Source organism: Aeromonas sp. ZOR0001 (assembly GCF_000801015.1).
Classification (GTDB): Bacteria; Pseudomonadota; Gammaproteobacteria; order Enterobacterales; family Aeromonadaceae; genus Aeromonas; species Aeromonas veronii.
Window position 1 is genome coordinate 1 of sequence record NZ_JRJY01000029.1, and the last position, 13,654, is coordinate 13,654.

The window sequence follows — 13,654 nt, forward strand, 5'->3', positions numbered from 1 at the left end:
TTAAGAGGGGCGAAGTGTCTGGATCTTCAAGGGGCCAATCTAGAAACTAAGATAACGCACGGTCTCTAAAGGTCGCGTATATGTGAGACTCGATAGGGTTTTTCCATTCCTTAAGTGGTAGCCTAGTTGTTATTAACCAATAACTTAACAGAAGAATGGAACAACTTAACCGAGCCCTTGCCTTACACCAGTTACTATTGGACTTTCGTTACCCTGTTCCACGCTCCGTCATACTCGAACGACTTGAGTGCTCAGCCAGCACTTTCAAACGGCTGCTGGAATTGCTGCGAGACCGTTATCAGGCGCCAATAATCTGGGACCCGACCGCTCGTGGTTATCGTTACGATACCGATGATGGTCGGTTTACCTTGCCGGGCGTCTGGCTTACCGAATCGGAAGCCTTTGCTCTCTTGATGGCCAATCGCCTGCTGCAGGATGTGCAACCGGGTCTGCAGCAGCAGGGGTTGGCTCAGTTGCAGGCACGTATCGGAGATTTGCTGGGTCCCCAGTGGCAGAATGAAGCTGACCGCCTGCGTGTGGAAAGCATCGGGCGCCAATACGTGTCCCCAGAGCTATTCCTACCTCTGGTACAAACGCTGTTTTCCAGGCGTCAGCTCCACTTTCTCTATCACCCCACACAACATCAGTCCGAAGAGCGTCAAGTATCACCGCAGCGTCTCTGCTGGTATCGGGACAACTGGTATCTGCTTGCCTGGTGTCATGGACGAGAGGCCCTGCGCCTCTTTGCCTTGAGTCGAATAGTCGAACCCAAATCGCTGGATGAAGCCGCCTGCGAATGTGGGACGCCAGAGCTGGATGCACTCTTTGCAAATGGCTATGGCATCTTCGCCGGGGCTGATTTGAAACAGGCCGAGCTGCGCTTTGACCCATCTGCTACCCCTTGGGTCAGAGATGTGCAGTGGCACCGGGAGCAGCTCCAGACCATAGAGCCAAGCGGTCATATTCGTCTCACTTTCCCCTATGCCGATCAACGCGAACTGGTACGCGACCTGATGCGCTTCGCCGGAGAGGTCGAGGTACTGGCTCCACCATCACTGCGCAGCGCCGTCATCCACGCCATGAGAGCAGGACTGGAAAAACATGGAGCAGGAGAAGAGGTAGCCCAGCCGGTGAGCCAGTGAGGGGAGAATAATGGAAGTGCTCAGCTGATATGTGAACGGAAATTCGGGATGCGGAGGAAAAGTGCCAACAAAAAGCACCGATATTGCCCACGTCAGGATTAATGATGATGGAACATGGGCTGAACCTCATCTGCTTGATGAGCATTTAATACATGTCGCAAAAATGGCCGCGTCGTTTGCCCACTCCTTTGGGGCTGGCTGGGCTGAATTAGCTGGTCGCTGGCATGATCTCGGCAAATACAGTGAAAATTGGCAAAGTTATCTGCGGTCAAAGTCTGGTTATGAGGCCGAAAATGCCCACATGGAGCAACAGTTCGGGCGGGTGCCGCATTCTATGGGAGGCGCTATTCATGCGATTGAAAAGCTGGGGCCGGGAGTGGGCCACCTGTTGGCTTATCTCATCGCTGGGCACCATGCCGGCTTGCCGGATTGGTATGAAGGAGCGAGTGCTTTGTCCGCGCGTCTGGTTTCAGGCAGGACAGAATATGCCGAGGCATTAGCAGCCAGCATCCCAGATGAAATTCTGGGTAGTCATGATGCAGTACTGAATATGCCCAGACTCAATCCGGGTTCGGTTTCCATATGGCTGCGCATGCTGTTTTCATGTCTCGTCGATGCAGATTTTCTGGATACCGAACGCTATATGTCGCCAGCGCAATATGCGCAGCGTGGTCACTATCCCGCAGTTACAGAACTACAACAGCGTTATCAAGATTTTATGGCCACGCTGCAAATGAACGCCTCGGCCTCGCCCCTGCAATCATTGCGTAATGTCATTCTGCAACAGGCTTTGGCTGCGGCTGAGTTGGCACCGGGTATGTTCAGTCTGACGGTGCCAACGGGGGGGGGCAAGACGCTGGCTAGCCTGGGGTTTGCCTTGGAACATGCGCTCCGTCATGGCAAAAAGCGAATTATTTATGCCATTCCCTTTACCAGCATCATAGAGCAGAACGCGGCTGTATTTCGGCGCGTACTGGGTGATGATGCGGTTCTGGAGCATCACAGCAATCTGGATGGACAAGAGGAGGCTCATGCCCGTCTGGCTACCGAAAACTGGGATGCGCCAATTATTGTAACCACCAATGTGCAGCTGTTTGAATCATTGCATGCATCACGCCCCAGTCGCTGCCGCAAACTGCATAATCTGGCCGACAGCATCATTATTTTGGATGAAGCACAGCAGTTGCCCCGGGATTTCCACGAACCGATCACCCGTTCCATGCAGCAACTGACAGATTTTTTTGGTGTGAGCTGGGTGCTGTGTACGGCGACTCAACCGGTATTGGCAGAAAGTCGGGATCTGTTTGGTCGGCTGTTATTGGGGGGATTGCGTGATGTACGCGAAATGATGTCTGAGCCCGAACATCTGGCCCGACAACTGAAGCGTGTCGATATCCAGATCGCGACCGAGCCGACCAGTTGGGAACAAATTGCCAATAAGGTTATTGCTGAAGAGGTCGTCCTTTGCATCGTCAATACCCGTCGCCATGCCCGTGAGTTGTATACCTGCCTACCTGATGATGGCAACAATCTACATCTTTCTGCGCATATGTGTGCTGAGCATCGCTCAGCAGTAATTGGTGAAATCCGCAACCGGCTCGCTGCCCGGCAGGCGGGGGGGCGACGACCACTGCGCGTTGTTAGTACCCAGTTGATTGAGGCCGGTGTTGATCTGGACTTTCCTGTTGTGTTCCGGGCCATGGCCGGGCTGGATGCGATAGCGCAGGCGGCTGGGCGTTGTAACCGGGAAGGCAGGTTGTCAGAGCCTGGCAAGGTATGGGTCTTTATGCCGCAACAGTCGGCGCCAGTTGGTCTGCTGCGCCAAGCCGAGCAATGCACCCTGGAATTGGTAAAGGCTGAGCTATTGTCGGACCCGCTGGCGCCGGAATCATTTGTCCGTTTTTTTGAATTGCTCAATGCAAAGGGTGAGCGCGACAAATATGGTATCTGCCGTTTGCTAAAGGCGGAACGCTCCTCAAGCGCACCGGTGGCAATTCAATTTAGAACGGCTGCCGAGAAATTCCGTCTGATCGATAACCGGGGCGTGCCGCTAATTGTGCCCTATCGCAGCCCGGGGGCCGAAGAAAGCCCAACTTTCATGTGGTTGTCGAAGCTGGCGCTAGAGCCGGGGGCGACCTGGATTTACCGAAGACTGCAACGGTACACCGTTACGGTGCCGGAGTCGTTGGCTATTAAGCTACAGCAACTGGGCGCTATTGAACTTGAATCCGGCATGATGGTGCTGCTGGAAAGTCATTACAACTCGGTATGGGGTGTTGAAATGCCGGATGTGCTGTTATCCGCTGAGGCATCAGTTATTTAATGGAGGAAACCCGGATGGGATTTTGTCTGGAGGTCAGTGGCGATTTTGCCTGTTTTACTAGGCCGGAAATGAAAGTCGAGCGCGTCAGTTATGACGTGATTACCCCGTCAGCGGCGCGCAGCGTGTTCGAGTCGATCATGTGGAAGCCTGCAATTCGTTGGCAGGTGACCAAGATTGAAGTCCTTAATCCAATTCGATGGATTAATCTGCGTCGCAATGAGGTAGGGAGTGTGATTTCCTCCCGCAATGTCACCTCGGTTATGAAAGCAGGCCGGGGGGCGCTGGGTCTATATGTCGAGGAAGATCGGAAGCAGAGGGCTGGGCTGCTGCTGCGGGATGTGCATTATCGTCTGCATGCGAATTTTGAAATGACACCGCAGGCTGGTGCGACCGATAACCCTAACAAGTTTGCCGAGATGTTTCGCCGTCGGGCCGAACGTGGGCAGTGTATCAATCAGCCCTATTTGGGTTGCCGCGAGTTTGTCTGTGATTTTTCTCTGGTGGATGCGAGGGGCACAGAGAATAAGCCTGCCCTCGTTGAGGATCGGGATCTGGGCTGGATGCTGTATGACCTGGATTACTCATCGTCGGATGCACCGACACCGCTGTTCTATCGGGCATCCATGCAGCAGGGCGTGATCGCGGTACCGCACCGTGATAGCCAGGAGGTGTGTGGATGATCCTGCAGGCATTATGTGAATACTATCAACGCAAACAGCAGGATCCCGATGACGCCCTTGCGCCCTTCGGTTTTGAGGAGAAGGGGATCCCGTTTGTGATTGTCATCAATCAGGATGGCCACTTCATCCAGTTTGAAGACACACGAACTCTGGGAGGGAAAAAGCCGCTGCCCCGCCAGTTTATGTTGGCAAAGGGAGTCAAAAAGACATCTGGAGTGTTGGCCAATGTGCTGTGGGATCCAGCTGATTATGTGCTGGGAGTAGACAAGAAGGGTAAACCGGAGCGAACACAGGAGCAAAAGAGCTGCTTTATTCGTACCATCCGTGAAACCTTTTCCACTATTCCGGACAACCCCGCTATTGCAGCGGTACTGAAATTTTACGAGTTGCCGGAGCAACCGCTGAGTGTTGATCCCTTGTGGCCGGTGATTGAGGATACCAATCCGCTGCTGACATTTCGGCTGGCTGAGGATGGTGCCTGCATTGTCTTTAATCGTCCTGAAGTAGTAGCGGCCTATCAACAGTGTCTGGGGCAGCGAGATGGCGAGCAGATCCGTTGCCTTGTATCCGGAAAAAAAACCGCGTTGGCGGTAACGCATCCGGCCATCAAAGGGGTATGGGGAGCTCAGAGCTCCGGGGCTAATATTGTCTCCTTTAACCAGGAATCATTCTGCTCCTGGGGTAAATGGAAGCAGCAGGGCGCCAACTCACCGATCGGGGAGCAGGCCGCCTTTGAATACACTACGGCGCTGAATCATCTGCTGCGTACTAATAGCCCCAATCGCCTGCAGATGGGCGAGACCTCTGTGATCTGTTGGGCGGCCAAGTGCGCTGAACTGGAGACACTGTTGCCATTGATTTTTGGTGATGTTTCCAAAGACAACCCTGATGAAAATATCCGAGCGGTGCAGGTGCTCTTTGCCTCTCTGTATAACGGAACCTATCAGGCTCCGGATGGAGATGAGCGCTTCTATCTGCTGGGATTGGCACCGAATGCTGCGCGAATATCTGTCCGTTTTTGGCAAGCAGGGACGGTCGCCAGTTTTTCCGAATGTCTGGGACAATGGTTTACAGATCTGGCCGTTGTCGGTGCTCGGCATGGTGGGGTTATGCCACTTAAGCCCTTGCTGCGTTCGGTCGCCGCACTGGGTAAGGATGAAAATCTCTCTCCGCAACTGGCTGGCGAAGTGGTTCGCGCCATTCTCTCCGGGCGGCCGTTACCCAATGCACTCTTTACCGCGCTACTAGTGCGCCTCAAGGCTGAAAAAGGTCAGGTTAATGATCATCGGGCTGCGCTGATCAAGGCCTGGCTGAATCGTCAATTCCGAGTCAATCATCGCAAGGAGGTGACTGTGTCTCTCAATCTGCAAGAGTCACGTATCGGTTATCTGTTGGGACGGCTGTTTGCCGTTCTGGAAAAGTTGCAAGCCGATGCCAATCCTGGGCTGAATGCCACCATCCGTGATCGTTACTACAGTAGCGCCAGTTGTACACCCAAGGCCGTATTTGGCACCCTGCTGCGCCTGCATACCCATCATCTGAAAAAACTAGATAACCCGGCTTTCCGAACCGTTGTCGAAAAGCGCATTCAGAGCATCATGACTGATATTGCGGACTTCCCAGCGCACCTCAGTCTGGAAGAACAGGGGCTATTTGCTATCGGCTATTACCATCAACGTCAAGATTTATTCGCCAAAAAAGAGACCAATCAGGGAGAAAAAGCATGAGCCTGTCCAACCGCTATGAATTTGTACTGTTGTTCGATGTTAAGGATGGCAACCCGAATGGTGATCCTGATGCAGGTAACCTGCCACGTGTCGATGCGGAAACCGGACAGGGCTTAGTGACTGATGTTTGTCTCAAGCGCAAGGTTCGTAATTTTGTAGGACTGGTAAAAGAAGAACAGCCGCCGTTTGAAATTTACGTCAAGGAAAAGGCAGTACTGAACAAGACTCACGAACGCGCCTACGAGGGTATTAGCAAGAGTGAACTGCTCAAGGGGAACGACAAGAAACGCAAGGGTGGCGATGCGGTGGATGAAGCCCGGCAGTGGATGTGCAAAAACTTCTATGACATTCGTACCTTTGGGGCAGTGATGTCTACCGGGGTCAACTGTGGCCAGGTGCGTGGACCGGTGCAACTGACCTTTGCGCGGTCGATCGATCCGATTGTCGCTCAGGAGCACTCCATTACACGCTGTGCAGTGGCAACAGAAGCCGAGGCGCTCAAGCAGGAAGGAGATAACCGGACCATGGGCCGCAAGAATACCGTGCCGTATGGCCTGTACCGTTGTCATGGTTATATTTCTGCGCATCTTGCCAAACAGACCGGTTTTGACGAGCAGGATCTGGAGTTGCTGTGGCAGTCTCTTGCCAACATGTTTGATCATGACCATTCGGCCGCTCGCGGTGAAATGAGTTGTTGCGCGCTTTATGTCTTCCGACATGACTGTGAACTAGGCAATGCCCCGGCACGCAAGCTGTTCGAGACCATCCATATTGAGCGGGTCAGTGAAGGTCCTGCGCGCAACTATGCCGATTACCAGGTCACAGTAGTCGATGAGGCTTTACCGCAAGGTGTTTCGTTGTTGCGGATTGTTGAGTAACGCATGGACGATCCCCGCCTGATCCCACTTTCTGCTTTGCAGCACTATGCGTTTTGCCCAAGGCAATGTGCCCTGATTCATAACGGTCAAGTCTGGGCTGAAAACTGGCTGACAGCGCAGGGGCTATTGCTGCATCAGCGTGTGGATCAGGGTGAGCCGGAGACGCGCAAGGGCGTGCGTTATGAGCGTGGGGTACTGGTCAGTGCCCTCCGTCTTGGTCTGACCGGCAAGCTTGATCTGCTGGAAAAGGATCTGGTCAGCGGGGAGCTGCTGCCTGTGGAATACAAGCGTGGCAAACCCAAGAGCCATGATGCCGATGCTATCCAGTTGTGTGCCCAGGCTCTGTGTCTGGAGGAGATGACCGGCCAGTCCATACCGCGGGGGGCGCTCTGGTACTGGCAGATACGGCGTCGGACAGAAGTGGTGCTGGATGCGGTACTGCGGGAGCGGACGCATCAAGTTATCGCGCAGGTCGCCTTATTGCTGAAATCGGGTGAGGTCCCACATGTGAAGCCGGGCAAGCATTGCCAGGCCTGTTCATTGTGGGAGTGGTGTCAGCCGGAATATCAGGCAAGGGATCGCTCAGTGGCTTACGTAGCGGATCTATTCTCAATGCAGGAGGGCGACGAGTGAAAAAATTGCAAAACAGCCTCTATATCACTCGCGATGGCGCCTATCTGCACAAGGAGCGGGAAACGCTGCTGGTGGAGCAGACGGTCGAGGGGCAACGCAAAAAATTGTTGCAGATACCCATTCATTCGGTGGGTAACATCTTTTGCTTTGGCAATGTGCTGGTGTCGCCGCAGTTGATGGGCTTTTGTGGTGAAAACGGCACACAGCTGGCGTTTTACGATGCCTTCGGCCGTTTTCAGGCCCGGGTGGTGGGCAAACAAACCGGGAATGTCTTGCTGCGGCGGGCCCAGTTTCGCCGCGCGGATTGCGTGGATAGTCGTGAAAACCATATTGCCCGCAACATTGTCGTGGCAAAGGTGCACTCCTCGCGGGTAGTGCTGCAACGGCATCTTCGAACGTATGGTTCAAATCCGGATGTCTCTGCAGCGGCGCATCGGTTACGGCAGATCGTGGCCGAGTTGAAAAGCCAGAGCGATCCGGAGCGGATCCTGGGTTTTGAAGGGGAGGCGGCCCGTCATTATTTCGGGGTATTCAGTCGGCTAATCAACTCGCAAACGGGGTTCGTTTTTGATGGCCGGACTCGGCGTCCCCCCAAGGATCCCGTCAATGCCATGTTGTCATTTATGTATTCCGTGCTTTCGAAAGAGATCAGTGGCGCGCTGCAGGGGGTGGGTCTGGATCCACAAGTGGGGTTCTTGCACGAAGAACGGCCGGGAAGGGATAGCTTGGCGTTGGACTTGCTGGAGGAGTTTCGGGCGCCGATAGTGGATCGATTGGTGTTGACCCTGATCAATCGTCAGCAGGTCAAGGTGGGTGATTTTACAACCGATATGCTGGGTGGCGTTGCTATGAAAGAGGATACCCGACGGTTGTTGTTACAGAGCTGGCAAGCCAGAAAGCAGGAAGAAGTTACCCATCCGTTCTTGGGTGAAAAAGTAGCCGTCGGCCTGCTGCCGCATGTGCAGGCAATGTTGCTTGCGCAACATCTGCGCGGTGATTTGGTGGAATATCCGCCCTATATTCATCGGTGAGGTAGTACAGCCATGATGATATTGGTGACCTACGATGTTTCTCTGGAAGATCCTGACGGGCCTCGGCGTCTGCGCCGTCTGGCAAAAATCTGTCTGGACTATGGTGTGCGCGTACAGTACTCGGTGTTTGAATGCGAAGTGGAACCAGATCAGTGGGTGCGGTTTCGGGATCAACTGTTAAAGACCTATGATCCGGATGTCGATAGCCTGCGTTTTTATCGTCTCGGAAAGGAGTGGCGCAGCAAGGTGGAGCATCATGGCGCCAAACCCGCCCTCGATATCTTCAAGAGTGACCTGATTATCTGAACGCCAACCGCTAGTGCTCATTAAAAATCCGGAAGATTGGCAATTTTTTAACTAATTGATAAATCGCGATATATTGAAAGGCCGCCTTTCGGGATCGTCTATCTGTGATCCAACTGACATGGGTTGGCGCAGAATACCGTTTTCCGATAGGCGGTTTCTGTCTTTGCAAGAAGACGGTCGCGCCCCCTGCGGGCGCGTGGATTGAAACATAGAGCGGCGAGGGATTGACAAGCTGACCCAGGTCGCGCCCCCTGCGGGCGCGTGGATTGAAACCATGCCACCCCGGCGAACTCGGCCTCGCAGACGAGTCGCGCCCCCTGCGGGCGCGTGGATTGAAACTGTATACGGATTTCGATTTGCCGAGCCCCATGCAGTCGCGCCCCCTGCGGGCGCGTGGATTGAAACTACATCAGCCGATTTCATGCCGAGCGCCGCCATGGTCGCGCCCCCTGCGGGCGCGTGGATTGAAACACAAGAATAGATCCACTCTTTCAGGTCTTGCTGGTCGCGCCCCCTGCGGGCGCGTGGATTGAAACCTGGGCAGCGGTGCCAAGCCTGGCACGGTGACCATCGTCGCGCCCCCTGCGGGCGCGTGGATTGAAACCAGAGATTAAACAGGTAAAGGGAAAGAAGCATATGTCGCGCCCCCTGCGGGCGCGTGGATTGAAACATGCAGTCATACTCACCTGACTATCTTGTCCATCGTCGCGCCCCCTGCGGGCGCGTGGATTGAAACATGGTTGAGTACCGCAACGGCTCGTTTGGTGACGTCGCGCCCCCTGCGGGCGCGTGGATTGAAACCGCTGGACCCCGGGCGGCGGCAACACTCCGGTGCTGGTCGCGCCCCCTGCGGGCGCGTGGATTGAAACATGTCCTTCTTTGCCAATGCCACATTGATAGAGGTCGCGCCCCCTGCGGGCGCGTGGATTGAAACTGCTAACTCATCTTTGTATTGACGCCGCTTATCTTGTCGCGCCCCCTGCGGGCGCGTGGATTGAAACGATGATGATATCCCGTTTGCTCCAATTGGCCTGGTCGCGCCCCCTGCGGGCGCGTGGATTGAAACAGCAACAAGCGGGAAACGGCAATGACTGTCCTGAGTCGCGCCCCCTGCGGGCGCGTGGATTGAAACATGCTACAGCCCTCAATTGAATTTGAGGCATTGCGGTCGCGCCCCCTGCGGGCGCGTGGATTGAAACTGGCTAATCATACTGCCAGCCTGTACTCCGTTAGGTCGCGCCCCCTGCGGGCGCGTGGATTGAAACAGGAATGGGGCAATCAGTCCGTCAATCTGCGGAAGTCGCGCCCCCTGCGGGCGCGTGGATTGAAACAGGCATTCCAGAAGAATGATTACCTCGCAAAGGGTCGTCGCGCCCCCTGCGGGCGCGTGGATTGAAACAGCCCGTTGTAGGTACTTGACAGGCCGCTGGTGAGTCGCGCCCCCTGCGGGCGCGTGGATTGAAACACAAAAACGCTTACCAATCTTAAACATGGTCACAGGTCGCGCCCCCTGCGGGCGCGTGGATTGAAACATCAATGCCGCAACAGAATACCCCCGACAAGGGCGTCGCGCCCCCTGCGGGCGCGTGGATTGAAACCGTCAGACGGCCAGCGAAGTCAATGAGCTGGAGAGTCGCGCCCCCTGCGGGCGCGTGGATTGAAACTTGTTAATAACAAATGGGCTGCTACTGGGTTTATGTCGCGCCCCCTGCGGGCGCGTGGATTGAAACATCGTGACCAACGGCACCAAGCCGGTGATCCGCTGTCGCGCCCCCTGCGGGCGCGTGGATTGAAACTGCCAGCTTGGCCCGCAGCTGTTCAAGGGCTGCCGTCGCGCCCCCTGCGGGCGCGTGGATTGAAACCAGCACCTCGGCCCGTACCACCGTTTGATGGCTGGTCGCGCCCCCTGCGGGCGCGTGGATTGAAACGTGATAGCGGCCCGCAGATAGACTTCCTCGCGCAGTCGCGCCCCCTGCGGGCGCGTGGATTGAAACTCCAAACAGGCCATGTCACAGGGCGAGAAGCCTGGTCGCGCCCCCTGCGGGCGCGTGGATTGAAACTCATACTCGGCCGTGTTCGAAGATGGCGCCGTGGTCGCGCCCCCTGCGGGCGCGTGGATTGAAACTGCTCGTTGCTGAGGTTGGCCACTGGCCACAGCTGTCGCGCCCCCTGCGGGCGCGTGGATTGAAACACCTTCGAGGGGGAACAGCCGACCCCCTATGATGGTCGCGCCCCCTGCGGGCGCGTGGATTGAAACCGTGACGCCATCCGAGATCTACGACGCCCGCAACGTCGCGCCCCCTGCGGGCGCGTGGATTGAAACCCTGATGGGGAACAGGGGTGGGTGGATGTGACCGTCGCGCCCCCTGCGGGCGCGTGGATTGAAACAACGCCAAGATGAAACAGGGCTCTGCCGAGGTGGTCGCACCCTCCGCGGGTGTGTGGATTGAAACACCTCATACGACGCCCAGCGCAGCCTCGACGGCACGTCGCGCCCCCCACGGGCGCGTGGATTGAAACCAGTTGTAGGTGATGGTGATGGACGGCTTGACGTCGTGCCCCCCGCGGGCGCGTGGATTGAAACCAGCCCAAGTGGGAAAGGTTATTGAAGGGATGAGTCGCGCCCTCCGCGGGCGCGTGGATTGAAACAACAAGAGCCTGAAATCGGTCACGGTCCTCGTTGTCGCGCCCTCCGCGGGCGCGTGGATTGAAACCAGCAAATCGGCGGCCCCTCTGTCACCGCATGGCGTCGCGCCCCCTGCGGGCGCGTGGATTGAAACCGCCTAAAAAAGTGGCGGCAAGGTTGCCAACTCGGGTCGCGCCCCCTGCGGGCGCGTGGATTGAAACTTGTTGAACAGCGCCTCATCCAGCAGGTAGATATCGTCGTGCCCCCTGCGGGCGCGTGGATTGAAACCAGTACAATATCTCTCTGCAGGCTGTTGCCACTGTCGCGCCCCCTGCGGGCGCGTGGATTGAAACACCTTAATCAGGACGCTATCGCAGAAGCTCCCCTGTCGCGCCCCCTGCGGGCGCGTGGATTGAAACTCGAAGGCGAACAGGGGATCGTCCGAACAGGTGCGTCGCGCCCCCTGCGGGCGCGTGGATTGAAACAAGGTAGCCAGCACTTCTCCGGCATGGGATGAAGTCGCGCCCCTCGCGGGTGCGTGGATTGAAACCAGGTGATGCAGGACTCGGCGAGGCTCATTCAGGTCGCACCCCCGCGAGCGCGTGGATTGAAACATAACCCAATGCGTGGTTTCGAGCATCCCACCGGGTCGCGCCCCCCGCGGGCGCGTGGATTGAAACACCGAGAGGCGAGCACATCGAGGCCCCTTGGCCTGTCGCGCCCCCCGCGGGCGCGTGGATTGAAACACCCAGATCCAGGCCTGGTGTGGCGACGATGCGTGGTCGCGCCCCCTGCGGGCGCGTGGATTGAAACACCGGGACGATAGGGACATAGCTAAGGGGGTGATGTCGCGCCCCCCACGGGCGCGTGGATTGAAACATCATGCATATTACCGATGCGGTGCAGAACGAGGTCGCGCCCCCTGTGGGCGCGTGGATTGAAACTTAGCCACGTACTTGGAGCAGTAGCCGACAGCGGGTCGCGCCCCCTGCGGGCGCGTGGATTGAAACAAGTTGGGGTTTGTGGGCTGGGGTGTGGGGGCTTGTCGCGCCCTCCGCGGGCGCGTGGATTGAAACTAACCCGTTTGTTACTCAAGGTACCGCTGACAACGTCGCGCCCCCCCACGGGCGCGTGGATTGAAACAGGGCAAGGCTTGTCGCCTCACTGGGGTTAAGTGTCGCGCCCCTCCGCGGGCGCGTGGATTAATAATGGATGTGAGGCGGTGATGTGGTTAGATAGGATCTGGATATTCAAAGGGCCAATCTAGGATCATTGGTGCGCCTCACCTGAAAAAATAAAAAGAAAAGGGTTCAGCAAGGCCGAAGGATAGCTTGGCTGAGCCCTTATTCGTTAGGCAAGTACCCCTCTCTCTGCCAGCGACACGATGCCTTCGCCGCCCACAACTAGATGATCCAGGGTGCGGATATCCACCAGTGCCAAGGCGCTTTGCAATCTTTGGGTGATCTCGATATCCGCTCTACTGGGTTCCGGGGGGCCGGAGGGGTGGTTATGCACCAGCATCAGAGCTGCAGCATTGAGCGCCAACGCACGTTTAACTACTTCCCGTGGGTAGACGGAGGCACTGCTTAGCGTACCGCGAAACAGCTCCTCATATGCCAAGATCCGATGCTGGTTGTCCAAGAACAGCATGGCAAATACTTCATGCTCTCTGCTCTGCAACAGGGTTTGTAGTGCATGCTGTGCCAAGTGTTTGTCGGTAATAGCTTCTCCCTTGGCCAGTTTCTGACGGGCGATCTGGTTGGCGATAGTCAACAGCTCCTCTTCGTTAATCAACTCAGTGACGAGATAGGTGCCGGGGAGCTCCCCAGCGATCAGTTTGTGATGCAACATGATTAGGCTCCATACACCATCGCCCCACCGCGTTGGATGCGGCAGGGTAGGCGAGCTATTTGGTTAATGGGTTACTGAATGGAGTGTGACCACAGGCTTGGTTGGCAGTGTTCAGGCCGCCAAGGTGTGCGGGGTGTAGTCGTGCAGCGGAATGTGGTAACTGGTGGCTAGTAGGGTGCCTAGCTGGGTTAGCCAGCGGTGATCCAATCTGACCATCGTGCTCAAGATAACCCTCCAGCTCGATGGCGATCACGGCGTTAATCATCTTCGCTCTCCTTCTCGGCGATGGGGTCACTCTCCACGGCATAGCCGCGGTGGATGCAGATGCGCTGCAGGTCAGCCAGGAAGCTTGCAAGCACGCGAGGCTGATCGGTGAGTGAGACTGGTCCTTCTTGGCAACGCCAGAAACAGCTGTGGTAATCCCCCCATTTTTTGGAGCACTCAAAAGTAGAGGTCA

The 13,654-nt window shown here is 56.4% G+C and carries 9 protein-coding genes, 1 pseudogene and 2 CRISPR repeat arrays; of the genes and pseudogenes, 8 read left to right on the forward strand and 2 right to left on the reverse strand.

All coding sequences use genetic code 11. From position 1 onward, the window contains the following. Positions 1-155: 155 nt before the first annotated feature. The 8 genes from L972_RS03070 (at position 156) to cas2 (ending at position 8,720) form a co-directional block, all read left to right on the forward strand. On the forward strand, positions 156-1,142 hold the full coding sequence (locus L972_RS03070) for a helix-turn-helix transcriptional regulator (protein WP_047435389.1): 987 nt from the start codon (positions 156-158) through the stop codon (positions 1,140-1,142). Between the two features lie 61 nt (positions 1,143-1,203). Continuing rightward, the gene (locus tag L972_RS03075; protein ID WP_047435392.1) at positions 1,204-3,465 is read left to right on the forward strand and encodes a CRISPR-associated helicase/endonuclease Cas3; all 2,262 of its coding nucleotides are present in this window, start codon (positions 1,204-1,206) and stop codon (positions 3,463-3,465) included. A gap of 14 nt (positions 3,466-3,479) precedes the next feature. After that, positions 3,480-4,145, forward strand: coding sequence for a type I-C CRISPR-associated protein Cas5c (gene cas5c / locus L972_RS03080; protein WP_047435395.1), 666 nt, complete (start codon positions 3,480-3,482; stop codon positions 4,143-4,145). Beyond that, positions 4,142-5,872: a type I-C CRISPR-associated protein Cas8c/Csd1 gene (gene cas8c / locus L972_RS03085; protein WP_047435397.1), complete on the forward strand. Its 1,731-nt coding sequence runs from the start codon at positions 4,142-4,144 to the stop codon at positions 5,870-5,872. Before cas5c ends, cas8c begins: the two co-directional genes overlap by 4 nt. Then, positions 5,869-6,750, forward strand: a complete 882-nt coding sequence (gene cas7c / locus L972_RS03090; RefSeq protein WP_047435401.1) for a type I-C CRISPR-associated protein Cas7/Csd2 — start codon at positions 5,869-5,871, stop codon at positions 6,748-6,750. Before cas8c ends, cas7c begins: the two co-directional genes overlap by 4 nt. Positions 6,751-6,753: 3 nt before the next feature. Then, positions 6,754-7,383, forward strand: a complete 630-nt coding sequence (gene cas4 / locus L972_RS03095) for a CRISPR-associated protein Cas4 (RefSeq protein WP_047435403.1) — start codon at positions 6,754-6,756, stop codon at positions 7,381-7,383. After that, positions 7,380-8,414 (forward strand): type I-C CRISPR-associated endonuclease Cas1c, encoded by a 1,035-nt coding sequence (gene cas1c, locus L972_RS03100; RefSeq protein WP_047435405.1) that lies wholly within the window; start codon positions 7,380-7,382, stop codon positions 8,412-8,414. The genes cas4 and cas1c overlap by 4 nt, the downstream gene beginning before the upstream one ends. 12 nt (positions 8,415-8,426) lie before the next feature. Beyond that, a complete protein-coding gene (gene cas2, locus L972_RS03105) occupies positions 8,427-8,720 on the forward strand; it encodes a CRISPR-associated endonuclease Cas2 (protein ID WP_047435408.1) in 294 nt (97 codons plus the stop codon). 176 nt (positions 8,721-8,896) lie between these two features. After that, a CRISPR array of direct repeats spans positions 8,897-11,897; the repeat unit is 32 nt; unit sequence GTCGCGCCCCCTGCGGGCGCGTGGATTGAAAC. A gap of 97 nt (positions 11,898-11,994) precedes the next feature. Next, a CRISPR array of direct repeats spans positions 11,995-12,422; the repeat unit is 32 nt; unit sequence GTCGCGCCCCCTGCGGGCGCGTGGATTGAAAC. Positions 12,423-12,696: 274 nt separating this feature from the next. On the opposite strand, the gene radC is transcribed toward cas2, so the two are convergent. Next, positions 12,697-13,197, reverse strand: coding sequence for a RadC family protein (gene radC, locus L972_RS03110; RefSeq protein ID WP_047435410.1), 501 nt, complete (start codon positions 13,195-13,197; stop codon positions 12,697-12,699). 257 nt (positions 13,198-13,454) lie between these two features. Continuing rightward, positions 13,455-13,654: pseudogene (locus tag L972_RS20540) on the reverse strand (hypothetical protein); the annotation flags it as partial.